We start from the raw sequence: 14,294 nt of genomic DNA, 5'->3' as shown, positions 1-14,294 counted from the left end.
TGTACGTCAACTCCTCCCAGCACGAGGCCCTGTCCTTCCTCATCTCGAGGCCATGGCCGCCGGTCTGCCGGTGATCGCCACCGACATGGGCGGAAACTCGGACATCGTGAATGAGGAGGCGGGCTGCGGCCTGCTGGTGACCTATGACGACCCCGATTCCATGGCGGGGGCCATGAAGCGGTTCCTGGAGGACCCGGACTTTGCCGCGGCCTGCCGGGAGAGGGCCCTGCGGACCATCGAGGAGAAGTTTGAGATCCACAAGATGGCCAAGGTCACCTATGACGTGTACGAAAAAGCCCTTCACGACTGATTCCAAGGAGTAAAAACCTGATGTCTATCGCAAAAAACAGCCTGTTTCTACGCTTTTTCCTGGCCTTTTGGCTGGGTATCCGGCAGGCCTGGGCGGGCAGTCTGCCCGGGCGGGCCTGGAGCGGTGGTTCACCCGGCAGCTGAGAGGCAGCCTCCTCTTCCGCTTTGTCTGGCGGGAGGGGGCCATCCCAAAGGCCTGGCCGGACAGCCTGATTTGCAGGCTCCTCACCGCCATCATCAACATTCCCTGTGCCATCTGTAAGCTGCTCTATCGGGCGGGGCGTCCCATTTGGGACGGCAGCCTGTTCTGCCGCTTCCTGGGGGCCGTGGGCGGGGCCGGATTCTTCTTCCTGGGCCTGTTTATGCTGGTGATGCTGGTTGCCCCCCATGAGATGTGGAACAACACCTACGGTCTGCTGGGGGCGGTGGCCGTCACCGGCCTGTTCGTCATCGGCAGCGCCTCCCGGGCCAAGGACCGGCTGGAGCTGGACACCCTGGGGCCCTACATGAGCCTCTATATGGCATTTATCTGCATTGCCCTGGTCGGGTCCATCGCAACCCGCCTGTCCATGCGGTTCTTCGCCTTCCACATCACCGCCTTCCTGCTGGTGCTGCTGGTGGTCAGCGCGGTACGCAAATATGAGCAGCTCCAGCTGGTGGTGGCCCTGGCGGTGCTGGGCATCTCCATTGCCGCCATCTACGGCTGCTACCAGGGTTATATCGGCGTGGAGGTGGTGGCCTCCCAGCAGGATATGACCGTCAACGCCGGTATGCCCGGCCGGGTCTATTCCGTCTTTGACAACCCCAACAACTTCGCCGAGCAGCTGGTCATGCTGCTGCCGCTGGAGTTGGCACTCTTCCTCAACTCCCACTGGCGGGGCAAGATCCTCTCTCTGATCTCCCTGTGCGTGGGCGTGGCGGCTATCGGCCTTACCTACGGCCGCTCCTGCTGGATCGGTTTGGCTCTGGCGGTGGTGGTGTTCCTGGCTCTCATCGACTGGCGGTGGGTGCCCCTGTTCATCGTGGCCGGACTGGTGGCCATCCCCTTCCTGCCCGAGACCATCTACAACCGGATCCTCACCATCACCAACACCCAGGACAGCTCCACCCAGTACCGCTTTGAGATCTACAGCACCACCAGTAATCTGATGCGGGACCACTGGGTTAAGGGTATCGGCCTGGGCACCGATGTGATGAAAGAGGTATTCCAGACCTATCCCACCAACTTTGACGGTACCTATCCCATCCACACCCACAACAACTATTTGCAGATGTGGGCGGAGACCGGCATCTGGGGCGTGATCTCCTTCCTGGCCCTGCTGCTCTACCAGCTCAAGAGCGGCGTGAAGGCCTTCCGGGCCGCCCTGGACAAGCGTACCAAGCGGATGCTGGCCGCGGCCCTGGGCGCCTTCTGCGGCATCCTGGTGGTGAGCGTGGCGGAGTACACCTGGTTCTATCCCCGCAATATGTTCACCTACTGGTTCCTCTTCGGCATCATTGCCGCCTGCGTCAAGCTGGTCAGACAGGAACGGAAAAAGGCATAACCCAATCAAGCACAAAAAAGCGTCTGCCTCGGCAGACGCTTTTTTTGCGCTTTTTCAGCAGGGCTCCCGGGTCATCATCTCCAGGATCACATGGTCGGTCTCCCGCATCCCCTGGCGGCCCAGCTCGCCCACATTCTGGATGGTGTGTTCCACGCCGTCGCTGATGATGCCGTCGCCGGTGCGGAATTCCTGGCCGTTCTGGTACATCTGGTAGCCAAAGATACCCGCCTCCACCGCCATGCTGATCTTGGCGGCGCAGCTGGATTTGGCTCCGTCGCACACCACGCCGGAGTGGAAGGCCAGGGCGTTGACGATGGTGTGCTTCACCTGATCATACCCCCCGCCAAGCAGGTAGCAGATACCGGCGCCTGCTCCCGCTCCGGCGCTCACTGCGCCGCAGAAGGCGGACAGACGGCCAATGTAGGTCTTTTGGTGGATGGTACACAGGTCGGATACTGCCAGCGCCCGGTACATCCGCTCCTCGGGAATACCCAGGGAGCGGGCGTACTCAATGACGGGCACCGAGGCGGTGATGCCCTGGTTGCCGCTGCCGGAGACAATAACCACCGGCAGCTCACAGCCGCTCATCCGGGCATCAGAACCGGCAGCGGCGGCAGCCTTGGCCCGGATGGCCACGCTGTCCCCGTACACAGAGCGCAGCGTTCTGCCCACCTCGGCGCCCCAGCCGCCCTTGAGACCCTCGGCAGAAATGGCGCTGTTGTACGCCACCTGGCGGCGGATCACGTCCGCCACATCCGCAATGTCCACACAGTCGGCAAAGCGGATGATTTCCTCCACGCTGAGTACGGAGCGGTCCGTCTGCTGCTTTTCCCCGCCGGCGTTGGCCGCCGCCTGGAACACCACCTGGCCGTCCCGGCAGATGCTGGTGATGTTGGTGTGATAATCCACGATCTCACAGCTGGCGCTGTGGCCGCCTCCCTCCACACTCACCCGGATGTAAAACACCCGGTCGCCCAAGGCGGGCACCACGGTGATCTCGCTGGTGCGGAGGAACTCCGCCATGGCGGCAATCTCCTCCTCCGTCACCTGGGAGAGCACCTCCAGCATCAGATCCGCCTTACCGGCCACCACGCCGGCGGCAGTAGCTGCCTCGATGCCCTTGAGTCCGCCGGTGTTGGGCACGGTGACCGCCTTGACGTTCTTGATGATATTGCCGCTGACCTCCACCTTGCAGGCCACCGGCATGTCGCCCAGCGCCTGACGCGCCTTGGCCGCAGCCAGCGCGATGGCGATGGGCTCCGTACAGCCCATGGCAGGGATGAGCTCCTCTTTCAAAATTTCCACATAGCTTGCGTAATGTTCGGTTCTCTCCATATTCCTGTCTCCCTTTTCCGGCACAATCTGCCGCTTTTTTCAATGGGTCTATTATATCGTTCCCGCCTTCGGAAAACAACCTGTTTCTTTACCCTAGTGCCACATCCAGCAGCATCATCACCAGGAAGCCCGCCATGACGCTGACTGTCCCGGTATGGGAGTGCTCCCCCAGCTGGGCTTCGGGAATCAGCTCCTCCACCACCACATAGATCATAGCGCCTGCAGCAAAGGACAGCACCCAGGGCATGACACCGGAGACACTGCCGGCAGCCAGCACCGTCAAAAGTCCGAATACCGGCTCCACCACGCCGGAGGCAGCACCACATAAAAAGGCCTTTCCCCGGGGAACGCCCTGAGATCGCATGGGCAGAGAAACCGCGGCCCCCTCCGGGAAGTTCTGCAGCCCCATGCCGATGGCCAGAGCCGCAGCACCTGCCAGCGCGCCGGGGGACGGGTCCAGGGCCGCCACGGAAAAGCTCAGTCCCACGGCCATTCCCTCCGGAATGTTGTGCAGCGTCACTGCCAGCACGATCATGGTGGTACGCTTCCAGTTGGCATGCAGCCCCTCCGGCTCCCGGCTGCCCGGATGCAGATGGGGCAGCAGAGAATCCAGCAGCATCAAAAACACCCCGCCCAGAACGAAGCCGCCCCCTGCCGGCAGCAGCGCGCTCTCCCCCCGGGCCCGGGACATCTCCATGGCAGGGATCAGCAGCGACCAGACCGAGGCCGCGATCATCACTCCGGCAGCAAAGCCCAGAAAGATCTTTTGGGCCGTATGGGACAAATCCTTTTTGAAAAAGAACACCATACCGGCGCCCAGCACGGTGGCAAGACAGGTGGCACCGGTACCCATGGCGGCGTAAAAAAGTTCTTTTTGCAGCATATGCGACCTCCTTTTCTGGCCACATCATACCTGACGGCTCCCACATATGTCAATCGCAAGCCGTTGTTTTTGTCACTGACTTTTCCCCGGCGGTGTGCTATGCTTCCATCATCAACCAAAGAACGGAGGCGGTCTGATGGAGCTGCAGGAAATCATGCGCCAGAAAACCTTTGCAGTAGTCGGCAATACGCAAAACCCGGAAAAATACGCAGCCAAAATCAAGGAAGGCCTGCTGGGCCAGGGTTACACGGTCTATGCTGTGGGCGAGGAGCTGCCCTCTCTCAACGACATTCCCGGCGAGATTGACATTGTGGATCTTTGTATCCGTCCGGACCGTGGTCTGGCGCTGCTGAAGGAAAACCGGAAACCCTTTCGGTGCATTGTGCTTCAGCCGGGAGCGGACAGTCCGGAGCTGCTTGCCTGGCTGGACGAACAGCATCTGCCCTATATCCATGGTTGTCTTCTGGTGGGCATGCGCCTCTATCCCCGCGCCGAACAGACTCCCGGCAATTCCTGAATGGCGAAAAAGGCACCCGTCCAGGCTGGACGGGTGCCTTTTTTATACCGTTTTTTAGAAGTCCGCGTTGCCCACCGTGCGGGGATGCAGCTCCACGTCGCGGATGTTGGAGATGCCAGTCAGGTACATGACCATACGCTCAAAGCCCAGGCCATAGCCTGCGTGGCGGCAGGAACCGTAGCGGCGGAGGTCGCAGTACCACCAGTAGTCCTTGGGGTTCATGCCCAGTTCGTTAATGCGGCTCTCCAGCAGATCCAGACGCTCCTCGCGCTGGCTGCCGCCAATGAGCTCGCCAATGCCGGGCACCAGGCAGTCGGCGGCGGCCACGGTCTTGCCGTCATCATTCATGCGCATATAGAACGCCTTGATCTCCTTGGGATAGTCCGTAACGAACACAGGGCGCTTGTACACCTGTTCCGTAAGATAGCGCTCGTGCTCGGTCTGGAGGTCGCAGCCCCAAAACACCTTGTAATCAAACTTATCGTTGTTCTCCTCCAGGATCTTCACCGCCTCGGTATAGCTGACCCGGGCAAAGTCGGAGGAGGCCACATGCTCCAGCCGCTCCTTCAGGCCCTTGTCCACAAAGGAGTTGAAGAAGTTCATCTCATCGGGGCAGTGGTCCATGACATAGCGGATCACATACTTGATCATGGCCTCGGCGTTGTCCATATAATCGTTCAGATCCGCAAAGGCCATCTCCGGCTCGATCATCCAGAACTCTGCGGCGTGGCGCTGGGTGTTGGAGTTCTCCGCCCGGAAGGTGGGTCCGAAGGTATAGACGTTGCCGAAGGCCATGGCGAAGTTTTCGCAGTTGAGCTGGCCGGACACCGTCAGGTTGGCCCGCTTGCCGAAGAAGTCCTTGGTGTAGTCCACGGTGCCGTCCTCGTTCTTGGGGACGTTCTCCAGATCCAGGGTGGTCACCTGGAACATCTCACCGGCGCCCTCACAGTCGCTGGCAGTGATGATGGGGGTATGCACGTAGACGAAGCCCTGGTCCTGGAAGAAGCGATGGATGGCATAGGCCGCCGTGCTCCGCACCCGGAAAGCCGCGGAAAACAGGTTCGTCCGGGGACGCAGATGCTGGATGGTGCGCAGAAACTCCACGCTGTGGCGCTTTTTCTGCAGGGGATAGTCGGGGGCGGACGTGCCCTCCACCTCGATGCGCTCCGCTTTGAGCTCCAGAGGCTGCTTGGCCTCCGGCGTCAGCACCACCGTACCGGTGACGATCAGGGCTGCACCCACGTTCTGACCGGCGATCTCCTTGTAATTTTCCAGCGTGCCGGCTTCCATGACAACCTGCAGGTTGCGGAAGCAGGAGCCGTCATTCAGCTCCACAAAGCCGAAATTCTTCATATCCCGGATGGTACGGGCCCAGCCGCCCACCGTTACCGTCTGGCCGGACAGCTGCTGGCTGTCGGCATAGATCGCCGCGATTTTCGTATAGCTCATGATCATTCACCCGTTCTCTCGTTTTTCATGACATTGCGCGTACCATGCGCAATAATGACGTATTGTACCGCATTTTCCACGGATTTACAAGGGGGCCCGACGGTTTTTCAGGAAATCATCTCCGCCCCCACCGTATAGTCGTCCCAATGTCCGGCCCCGTCGGAGACGGCGGTGCAGCCGGAGAAAACATAGGCCCCCAGACTGGAGCGCCACTTTTTTGCGTCAAAGCGCACTGCGTCGTAACCGGGCACCGCCTCCCCCGGCCCAAGGGACGGCATGCTGAATACCACCGGCTCGTCGGACTCCTCAATGGTAAAGAGGCATCCGTCCTCCCACTGGTAAAACAGTGCATCATCCGATCCCTCGATGGGTTCCCCGGTGATGTAACCCCGCTCCAAAAGCTCCTCCCAGGTGCCTTCCACCACCGTGACACCGTGGTCGATTCCGAAGTCGTAGGCCACCGCCATCCGCTCCGTATAGCTCAGACTGGTGCCGGACAGATCCACGCCCACTTCAGTGAGGTCGTTGTTGAGTCCTTCGTCCACCGCCCACAGGTCCTCCAGCACCTGACGATACAGTACGCAAAGGTCATTGAACTCCTCTGTGGAAAACGCCAGAGCGGTAACCTCGGAAAATTGGACGGGCCATGTCTCCCAGAACCCGCCCTGATGCGTCACCTGCACCGTTGTCCCTGCCAGAGAGCCCGCCGGCAAAGCCCCGTACGCCCCCGGCGCAGAGGGGTCGAAATCCTCGCCGTCCAGCGTCATGTCCTGCTCTTCCAGGGGCAGGGTAAACACAGCGGTGGACCCCATCTCCGCCAGCAGCAGCGTGCCGCCCTCTTCAGATACGACCCGGCAGAATGTCGTATTCTCCTCCTGATCCTCAGCGGATATCCCTGCGGAACCACCAGCACCGGCAGCGCAGGACGCCAGCAGGCAAAGGCACAGATAGGCCGGAAGGAATGCAAAAAACCACGCTCGTTTCATCCAAAGCGCCTCCTTTCTCCCGGGTAGACGGCAAAACCATCCAATTGGTTCCCATTATCCCGCCGTGCAGCGGTATAAAGGCGAAAATTTTCCGTTGACAAACAGGAAAAAGCATGTATTATAAGCAATAGATTATTTTATAAATTTTTGCTTATTTCAGGAGGTGGGGCCATGACCCAGCGAGAACGGCAGCTCCTGCGCTGGATCGAGGAGAATCCGCTGATCTCCCAGCAGGAGCTGGCGGACAAGGCGGGCATCACCCGCTCATCGGTGGCAGTGCACATTTCCAATCTCATGAAAAAGGGATATATCACCGGCAAGGGCTATATCATCCACACCGCACCCTACGTAACGGTGGTGGGCGCCGTGAACATGGACATCGGCGGCACCTCCGCCCAGCCGCTGGTTCCCCAGGACTCCAACCCCGGCACCGTTCGCATGAGCTTGGGCGGCGTGGGGCGGAACATCGCTCACAACATGAGCCTTCTGGGGCTGGACGTGCGGATGGTGACCGTATTTGGAGACGATCTGAACGCCCAGAAAATTGCCGCCAGCTGCGCGGAACTGGGGATCGACATCTCCCATGCTCCGGTCATTCCCGGCGGGCGCACCTCCACATATCTTTTCATCAACGACGAGCACGGAGACATGGCTCTGGCCGTCAGCGACATGGACATTTACCGTCATCTGACCCCGCAGATGCTGGCCCAGCGGCAAAAGCTCCTGTCAGCCAGTCAGGTGATCGTGCTGGATACCAATCTTCCCGAAGAGAGCATTCAGTACCTGGCCCAGACCGCATCGGTACCCATTTTTGCCGATCCGGTTTCCACCGCCAAGGCCGTCAAGCTGCGCAGCGTGCTGGGAAAGCTCCACACCCTCAAGCCCAACCGTATGGAGGCGGAGCTGCTCTCCGGCGTGCCCATCACCGATGAGGCAAGTCTCAACCAGGCAGCGGACGCGCTGCTGGCCACCGGATTGCGCCGGGTGTTCATCTCTCTGGGCGCCGACGGTGTCTTTGCCGCCGACCACAGCCAGCGGCTGCATCTGCCGGTACTGCCCGCCGCCATGGCCAACACCACCGGCTGCGGCGACGCGTTTATGGCTGCCATCACCTGGGCCTACCTGCGGGGCACGGACCTGCGGGGCACCGCCCTGGCAGGCCTTGCCGCCTCCGCCATCGCCATGGAGGGTACCGAGACCATCAACCCCGCCCTGTCGGAAGACGCGCTGCTGGCGCGGATTCCCATATAATCACCCATAGAATTATAACCAAATCAATAAAAACTTTTTGGAGGAAATCAACTATGCTGAATCAGTATCTGGACATTGCCCCTGAAGTGCAGCAGGCCCTGGCCGAGGGCCGTCCCGTGGTGGCGCTGGAGTCCACCATCATCTCCCACGGCATGCCCTATCCCCAGAATGTGGAGACGGCGCTGAATGTGGAAAAGATCATCCGGGACAACGGTGCCGTGCCCGCCACCATTGCCGTGCTGGGCGGCCGTCTGAAGGCCGGCCTGAGCCCCGAGGAGATCGACTATCTGGGCAAGACCGGCACTGCCGTGGCCAAGGCCAGCCGCCGGGATCTGCCTGTGCTGGTGGCCCAGGGCCGGGACGGCGCCACCACCGTCACCACCACCATGATTATCGCCCACATGGCCGGTATCTCCGTGTTTGCCACCGGCGGCATCGGCGGTGTGCACCGGGGTGCCCAGACCACCTTTGACATCTCCGCCGACCTGGAGGAGCTGGCCCACACCCCCGTCATGGTCATCTGCGCCGGCGCCAAGTCCATTCTGGATCTGGGGCTGACCCTGGAGTATCTGGAGACTCACGGCGTGCCCGTCATCGGCTACGGCACCGAGGAGCTGCCCGCGTTCTACACCCGCAAGTCCGGCTTCAAGGTGGACTATCGGCTGGATACCCCCGAGGAACTGGCCAAGGCATTCTATGTCAAGCAGGACATGGGCCTGGGCGGCGGCATGCTGGTGACCAACCCCATTCCCGAGGAGTTCTCCATGGATCACGATGTGATCAACAAGGCCATTGACGAGGCGGTGGCCGAGGCCAACTCCCTGGGCATCCACGGCAAGGAGACCACTCCCTTCCTGCTGGCCAAGATCAAGGATCTCACCGGCGGCGACTCCCTGGCCAGCAACATCCAGCTGGTCTACAACAATGCCCGCCTGGCGGCCCGTACCGCTGCGGCGCTGTGCGCTCTTGCGAAGAACTGAGGCTTCTGCTATACTGGACTGGCCGGGAAATCCGGCCAGTCCTTTTTTCAGGAGGCTCCCATGGAAAACTTCCAGTATGCGCCCCAAGCGCAAAATGACTTTCTCCTTGCGATGATCGGCTCTCCCTGGGGGTGGCTGGCTATCTGGCTGATCGTCATCAATGTGGCCGCATTCTGCGCCTTCGGCATCGACAAGTGGAAATCCAAGCACCCGGGCCGGCGCCGCATTCCGGAGCGGAATCTGATGCTCAGCGCCGCGGCGGGCGGCAGTGTGGGAGCACTTCTTGGCATGAAAGTCTTCCACCACAAAACGCTCCACAAGCTCTTTACCATCGGCATCCCCGCCATTTTGGCCGTGCAGCTGGCGCTCGCTGCCGGAGTGCTCATTTATTTCACCTTTCTCCGCTGAAAAAAAGCGGGACGCTGCATGCGTCCCGCTTTTTTGTGTATAAACAGTCCCAGGCAGGACAGACTACAACCGGCGAAAGCCGAAATCATCTTGCAGGAGGATATTTGTATGAACAAGGATTGCACCAACGGCGGCTGCGCCGGCAAGCCCAACCAGAGCATCAAGTGCTCCGTCAGCAATTGCGCCTACCACTGCCAGGATGCCCAGTACTGCGGTCTGCCCACCATCCAGATCGGTACCCACGAGGCCAACCCCACCCAGGCTGAGTGCACCGACTGCCAGAGCTTCCGGATGAAATAACCGCCTCCGGGGGGAGAATTCCTCCCCCCGGCCCTCTCTACATACGTCTTGGAAAGGAGGCTGGCCATGGGCGGAAGGTGGGTCACCCGACTGGCAGGTTTTGCCGCAGGCGCGGCCAACGGCCTCTTCGGTGGAGGCGGCGGTATGGTGCTGCTGCCGGTTCTGAGCCGCTGGGGCCATCTGTCCCAGCGCAGGCTCTACGCCACCTGTGTGGCGGTGATCTTTCCGGTGTGCGCCGTATCGGCGCTGGTTTATGTCTTCCGGGGCAGCGTCTCTCTGGAGACGGCAGCCCCTTACCTGGCGGGCGGCCTGGCCGGCGGCATCATCGGCGGAAAGCTATACGGAAAGGTCAGCGTCAAATGGCTGCGGGGACTCTTTGCCGCCTTTCTTCTTTACGCCGGAGGGAGGTATCTTCTGTGACGGACGCTCTGATTCCCTTTCTGTGCGGGCTGGGAGCAGGTATCCTCTCCGCCTGGGGCGTGGGCGGCGGAACTATTTTGCTCTTGGTCATGACGCTGCTGCTGGGACAGGACCAACGCACGGCGCAGGGCGTGAATCTGCTCTTTTTTTTGCCCACCGCCGCCTCCGCTCTGGTCTGCCATTGGAAAAACGGGCAGTTGGATCTCCCTACCATCAAAGCCGCTGCTCCCCCGGCTGTGGCGGCTGCAGTGCTGGGCGCCTGGGCCGCCACCGCAGTAGACGTTGCGCTGCTGCGCCGTCCCTTCGGCGTGTATCTGCTCTTCTCGGCGGCCATGCTGCTGTGGCCGAAAAAAGACAGGACGTGAAAACACGTCCTGTCTTTTTTATCAATCTGACAGCCGCTCACGACGCAGCGGCTTCGTTGAGGACCAGCGTCACCTCCAGCAGCGTTCCGTCCCGCCAGATGGTCATGGGCATGGTATCCCCCACATGGTACTGCCGGCGCGCCCGCAGCAGATCTGCGCTGGAGGAAACGTCAATGCCGCCGGCGGAGATCACATAGTCTCCCTCTTCCACACCGGCAAGGTCGGCAGCAGAGCCGGGCGTCACGGACTGCACCTCCACGCCCCAAAGGTCCTCCCCCAGCCGGGTGCCCAGTGTAAGCACCGTAACTCCCAAAACCGGTTCCGGCAAAACCGCACCGCAGGCCAAAAGGTCGTTGACCAGCCGCTTGATGGTGGCCGACGGAATGGCAAAGCCCAGTCCCTCCACATTGGAATACGACGAGCTCATCTTGATGGTGTTGATGCCCACCACCTGGCCGTAGGCGTTGATGAGCGGACCGCCGGAGTTGCCGGAGTTGAGGGCTGCGTTGGTCTGGATGAGATTCATGGTGCGTCCGTCCACCCACACGTCCCGGTTGATGGCAGAGACGATGCCGTCGGTCAGCGTACCCCGCAGCTCATAGCCCAAGGGATTGCCGATGGCATACACCGGATCGCCCACGGCCAGCGCCTCGGAGTCTCCAAACTGCGCCGCCGGCAAGCCGGTCTGGTCCACCTTCAAAACCGCCAGATCGCTTTCGGCATCTCCGGCCACATAATACGCCTCGTAGCCGTGGTCGTTGGAAAGGTACACCGTGCACGATCTCCCGCCCTCCAGCACGTGATAGTTGGTAAGGATGTAGCCGTCGGCGCTGAAAATCACGCCGGTGCCTACGGAGGCCTCCGTCTCACCCAGCTGGGCCACCACCGTCACCACGGACGGGTTCACCTGCCGGTAGATCTCCTGGGGAGTCAGTGCCTGGCCGTGGCCGTCGGCCACCGTCAGTTCAGCCCCCTGCCCGTAGGGATAGGAGGGAATGGAGATTTCCTCCGTCTCCTGGTCGTTGTCCTCTTCATAGTAGTACTGGAACCCGTCCTGCCGCCGGGGCTGATGCCGGTTCCATAGAAGCGCCGCGGCGGTGGCAACCGCCACCACAGCCACGAAGCCCAGGAAGATCCACAGGCCGCGACGGGAGCGCCGCTTCTTCTCCGGCGGCGGTGGCGGCATCATTGCACCGGGCAAGGGGCGGGCGTAGGTCTCCGTCACTTCGCCCACGCAGCCCTGACGGTAGATCTCCACCACCTCTTGGGGCCGGTCGCTTAGCTTTTCCAAATCCATGTATTCCTCATTCCGTGGTCAGCGAGAAGGTAAACGTGGTCACCCCGTTTTCGCTGGTCACATTGATCTTTTCCTTGTGCTGCTCGAGAATCGTCTTGACGATGTAAAGCCCCAGCCCCACACCGTCCTTGTCCTCGCTGCGGGACTTATCGCTCTTGTGGAACCGCTCAAAGAGAAGGGGCAGTTCCTCTGCGGAGATGGTGTCGCCCACGTTCCGCACCGTCACCCGGGCCTTTCCGTCCAGGGTGGTCACACCCAGGTACAGGGTGGAGCCCTCCCGGGCAAACTTGGTGGCGTTTTCCAGCAGGTTGTAAATCACCTGGGTAATCAGGTCATTGTCCCCCAGCACCAAAATGGGCTCATCGGGGATGTCCGCGTCCACATCCAGATTCCGGTCGGTGATCTTCTTCTCCATGGACACCAGCACCCGGCGCATGCTCTCGCAGATATCGAAGTGGTTGCCGCCTTTGAGGGGGTCGATGGCCTGCAGCTGGCTCACATCCAGCATCCGCCGCACCAGACGGCTCAAACGGCGGCTCTCATCGGAGATGATCTGCAGGTACTGGCGCTCATTCTCCGGCGGAATGGTTCCGTCCAGGATACCGTCCGTGTAGCCGGCGATGGTGGTCATGGGGGTCTTCAGCTCGTGGGAGATGTTGGCGATGAACTCCCGGCGCTGCCGCTCGGTCTGCTGCAAAGACTCGGCCATGGTATTGAAGGAGGCGGCCAGCTCGCCGATCTCATCTTTGCGGCCGTAGTCATACATACGGATGTCAAAATCGCCCTCGGCGTAGCGGCGGGTGGCCTTGACCATGTCCCGGATGGGCTGCACCTGCCGCATGGTGGTAACGGAGGAGGCCATAAAGGAGATCATCAGCACCACAAAGGCCGTCATAAAGAACAGCCCGATGAAGCCCTGCCACATGGAGTCCAGCGAGTCGGTGGTCGACACGCCGTACACCACGCCCACAGTCTCCTGGGTCTCCGGGCTCACCGCCGGCACGCCCACCACAAACCGCTTGGACTCATACAGCCCGTCCAGATCGTCCCGGCGGGAGGTGGAGCCCTTTTTCATGATCTCCTCGGTCATGCTCTCCGGCATGGTGACCACCCGGCCCTCCAAGTTCTTGTCGGTGGTCAGCAGCACGTGGCCTTCCTTGTCGCAGATCATGAAGTGCACATCGGACACGGTGGCAGCGAAAGAGGCCAGCTGCCGGAAATCCGGGTCGCTCTGCAGGTCCTCCATATCCATATATCGCCCGTTTTCCAGGTAGCTGACGGACAGCTGTCCCATCATCCGGGCCTTGGTCAAAAGCTCCTCGCTTTTCTGGTTTTTTGCATAGTTATAACTCAGGGAGAAAAAGGACGTACCCAGAAGGAAAAGCGTCAGCGTTACCATACCCACGGTGAGTGAGAGCTGCCGCCAGTAGAGTCCCTGGAATTGGCTTCGCAGTTTTTTCATGCCTTTGCGCCCTTTTCTTTATCTTTTTCCTTTTCTTTTTCCTGCTTCTGCCCGGCTCCCAGCAGCTCAAACTTATATCCTACGCCCCACACGGTCTTGAGGGCCCACTGATCGGAGACATTCTCCACCTTCTCCCGCAGCCGTTTGATGTGCACGTCCACCGTGCGGCTGTCGCCGAAGTAGTCAAAGCCCCACACCTCGTCGAGCAGCTGGTTGCGGGTGTACACCCGGTTGGGCGTGGAGGCCAGATGGTACAAAAGCTCCAGCTCCTTGGGAGGCGTGTCCACCTTTTTCCCGTCCACAATCAGTTCGTAGGAGTCCAGGTTGATGACCAGCTTGTCGAACACCAGCTTTTTCGATGTGTCGTTGGGAATCTCCGTGCGCCGCAGCACCGCGTTGATGCGGGCGATGAGCTCTTTCATCTCAAAGGGCTTGACGATATAGTCGTCGGCGCCCATCTCCAGTCCCTGAATTCGGTCAAATACCTCGCTTTTGGCCGTAAGCATGATGATCGGCACCTTACTGGTCTCCCGGATCTTGGCGCACACGCTCCACCCATCCATAACGGGCAGCATGATGTCCAGCAGGATCAGATCCGGCACTTCCTTTTGAAACTCCTCAATGGCGCGGCCGCCGTCAGCGGCGGTGCGCACGTCAAAGCCCTCTTTTACAAGATACATCTGGATCAGATCCGAAATGTTGCGGTCATCCTCAACCACCAGAATGTTGCGGCCCATGGCGCTCCCTCCAATTCTTACGTTTCCATGCTTTCATTATACCCGCCAGAT

16 protein-coding genes are annotated in these 14,294 nt (G+C 60.6%); 9 read left to right on the top strand and 7 right to left on the bottom strand.

Going from position 1 to position 14,294, the window contains the following annotated elements; translation table 11 throughout:
- Together QZS13_RS05695 and QZS13_RS05690 are read left to right on the top strand one after the other, a co-directional pair.
- Positions 1-310: glycosyltransferase (locus QZS13_RS05695; protein WP_295586726.1), on the top strand; the 310-nt coding region annotated here is incomplete at its 5' end.
- Positions 311-377: 67 nt separating this feature from the next.
- A complete protein-coding gene (locus tag QZS13_RS05690; RefSeq protein WP_295586723.1) occupies positions 378-1,853 on the top strand; it encodes an O-antigen ligase in 1,476 nt (491 codons plus the stop codon).
- Positions 1,854-1,907: 54 nt separating this feature from the next.
- Here the strand turns inward: QZS13_RS05690 and QZS13_RS05685 are convergent, their stop codons facing one another.
- Positions 1,908-3,188, bottom strand: a complete 1,281-nt coding sequence (locus QZS13_RS05685; RefSeq protein WP_295586720.1) for a serine dehydratase subunit alpha family protein — start codon at positions 3,186-3,188, stop codon at positions 1,908-1,910.
- An 88-nt stretch (positions 3,189-3,276) separates the two neighbouring features.
- On the bottom strand, positions 3,277-4,071 hold the full coding sequence (locus tag QZS13_RS05680; RefSeq protein ID WP_295586718.1) for a ZIP family metal transporter: 795 nt from the start codon (positions 4,069-4,071) through the stop codon (positions 3,277-3,279).
- Positions 4,072-4,207: 136 nt separating this feature from the next.
- Here QZS13_RS05680 and QZS13_RS05675 point away from each other — a divergent pair, with 136 nt between their 5' ends.
- Complete coding sequence (locus QZS13_RS05675) at positions 4,208-4,588, top strand: CoA-binding protein (RefSeq protein ID WP_295586715.1); 381 nt, start codon at positions 4,208-4,210, stop codon at positions 4,586-4,588.
- A gap of 54 nt (positions 4,589-4,642) precedes the next feature.
- Here the strand turns inward: QZS13_RS05675 and asnS are convergent, their stop codons facing one another.
- Positions 4,643-6,037, bottom strand: a complete 1,395-nt coding sequence (gene asnS, locus QZS13_RS05670) for an asparagine--tRNA ligase (protein ID WP_295586712.1) — start codon at positions 6,035-6,037, stop codon at positions 4,643-4,645.
- Positions 6,038-6,144: 107 nt separating this feature from the next.
- On the bottom strand, positions 6,145-7,023 hold the full coding sequence (locus QZS13_RS05665; protein ID WP_295586709.1) for a hypothetical protein: 879 nt from the start codon (positions 7,021-7,023) through the stop codon (positions 6,145-6,147).
- Positions 7,024-7,194: 171 nt separating this feature from the next.
- Here QZS13_RS05665 and QZS13_RS05660 point away from each other — a divergent pair, with 171 nt between their 5' ends.
- The 6 genes from QZS13_RS05660 to QZS13_RS05635 all read left to right on the top strand — a co-directional run bounded on the left by QZS13_RS05660 (position 7,195) and on the right by QZS13_RS05635 (position 10,747).
- Positions 7,195-8,274, top strand: coding sequence for a PfkB family carbohydrate kinase (locus QZS13_RS05660; RefSeq protein ID WP_295586706.1), 1,080 nt, complete (start codon positions 7,195-7,197; stop codon positions 8,272-8,274).
- A 53-nt stretch (positions 8,275-8,327) separates the two neighbouring features.
- A complete protein-coding gene (locus tag QZS13_RS05655) occupies positions 8,328-9,254 on the top strand; it encodes a pseudouridine-5'-phosphate glycosidase (protein ID WP_295586703.1) in 927 nt (308 codons plus the stop codon).
- A 60-nt stretch (positions 9,255-9,314) separates the two neighbouring features.
- Positions 9,315-9,662 carry a DUF1294 domain-containing protein gene (locus tag QZS13_RS05650; RefSeq protein WP_295586701.1) on the top strand — a complete coding sequence of 116 codons (348 nt, stop codon included), beginning with the start codon at positions 9,315-9,317 and terminating at the stop codon, positions 9,660-9,662.
- A 108-nt stretch (positions 9,663-9,770) separates the two neighbouring features.
- Entirely contained in the window at positions 9,771-9,962 is a 192-nt protein-coding gene (locus QZS13_RS05645; protein WP_295586698.1) for a DUF1540 domain-containing protein, read from the top strand.
- A gap of 66 nt (positions 9,963-10,028) precedes the next feature.
- The gene (locus QZS13_RS05640) at positions 10,029-10,382 is read left to right on the top strand and encodes a TSUP family transporter (RefSeq protein ID WP_295586695.1); all 354 of its coding nucleotides are present in this window, start codon (positions 10,029-10,031) and stop codon (positions 10,380-10,382) included.
- Entirely contained in the window at positions 10,379-10,747 is a 369-nt protein-coding gene (locus tag QZS13_RS05635; RefSeq protein ID WP_295586690.1) for a sulfite exporter TauE/SafE family protein, read from the top strand. The genes QZS13_RS05640 and QZS13_RS05635 overlap by 4 nt, the downstream gene beginning before the upstream one ends.
- A 37-nt stretch (positions 10,748-10,784) precedes the next feature.
- Here QZS13_RS05635 and QZS13_RS05630 read toward each other — a convergent pair whose 3' ends face one another.
- The 3 genes from QZS13_RS05630 to QZS13_RS05620 are packed head-to-tail and all read right to left on the bottom strand — an operon-like array spanning position 10,785 to position 14,243.
- The gene (locus QZS13_RS05630; protein WP_295586687.1) at positions 10,785-12,044 is read right to left on the bottom strand and encodes a S1C family serine protease; all 1,260 of its coding nucleotides are present in this window, start codon (positions 12,042-12,044) and stop codon (positions 10,785-10,787) included.
- 7 nt (positions 12,045-12,051) lie between these two features.
- The gene (locus QZS13_RS05625; RefSeq protein WP_295586684.1) at positions 12,052-13,506 is read right to left on the bottom strand and encodes a cell wall metabolism sensor histidine kinase WalK; all 1,455 of its coding nucleotides are present in this window, start codon (positions 13,504-13,506) and stop codon (positions 12,052-12,054) included.
- Positions 13,503-14,243: a response regulator transcription factor gene (locus QZS13_RS05620; RefSeq protein WP_295586681.1), complete on the bottom strand. Its 741-nt coding sequence runs from the start codon at positions 14,241-14,243 to the stop codon at positions 13,503-13,505. Before QZS13_RS05620 ends, QZS13_RS05625 begins: the two co-directional genes overlap by 4 nt.
- Positions 14,244-14,294 lie beyond the last annotated feature (51 nt).

Origin of the sequence: uncultured Oscillibacter sp. (assembly GCF_900546705.1) — a bacterium.
Taxonomy (GTDB): Bacteria; Bacillota; Clostridia; order Oscillospirales; family Oscillospiraceae; genus Oscillibacter.
The sequence above is the reverse complement of the archived record's forward strand: the minus strand, read 5'-3'. Positions and strand labels throughout refer to the sequence as shown.

Coding starts and splice junctions, on each gene's coding strand:
- QZS13_RS05685 (WP_295586720.1), bottom strand. CDS start 3,188: ATGGAGAGAACCGAACATTACGCAAGCTATGTGGAAATTTTGAAAGAG.
- QZS13_RS05680 (WP_295586718.1), bottom strand. CDS start 4,071: ATGCTGCAAAAAGAACTTTTTTACGCCGCCATGGGTACCGGTGCCACC.
- QZS13_RS05675 (WP_295586715.1), top strand. CDS start 4,208: ATGGAGCTGCAGGAAATCATGCGCCAGAAAACCTTTGCAGTAGTCGGC.
- asnS (WP_295586712.1), bottom strand. CDS start 6,037: ATGAGCTATACGAAAATCGCGGCGATCTATGCCGACAGCCAGCAGCTG.
- QZS13_RS05665 (WP_295586709.1), bottom strand. CDS start 7,023: ATGAAACGAGCGTGGTTTTTTGCATTCCTTCCGGCCTATCTGTGCCTT.
- QZS13_RS05660 (WP_295586706.1), top strand. CDS start 7,195: ATGACCCAGCGAGAACGGCAGCTCCTGCGCTGGATCGAGGAGAATCCG.
- QZS13_RS05655 (WP_295586703.1), top strand. CDS start 8,328: ATGCTGAATCAGTATCTGGACATTGCCCCTGAAGTGCAGCAGGCCCTG.
- QZS13_RS05650 (WP_295586701.1), top strand. CDS start 9,315: ATGGAAAACTTCCAGTATGCGCCCCAAGCGCAAAATGACTTTCTCCTT.
- QZS13_RS05645 (WP_295586698.1), top strand. CDS start 9,771: ATGAACAAGGATTGCACCAACGGCGGCTGCGCCGGCAAGCCCAACCAG.
- QZS13_RS05640 (WP_295586695.1), top strand. CDS start 10,029: ATGGGCGGAAGGTGGGTCACCCGACTGGCAGGTTTTGCCGCAGGCGCG.
- QZS13_RS05630 (WP_295586687.1), bottom strand. CDS start 12,044: ATGGATTTGGAAAAGCTAAGCGACCGGCCCCAAGAGGTGGTGGAGATC.
- QZS13_RS05625 (WP_295586684.1), bottom strand. CDS start 13,506: ATGAAAAAACTGCGAAGCCAATTCCAGGGACTCTACTGGCGGCAGCTC.
- QZS13_RS05620 (WP_295586681.1), bottom strand. CDS start 14,243: ATGGGCCGCAACATTCTGGTGGTTGAGGATGACCGCAACATTTCGGAT.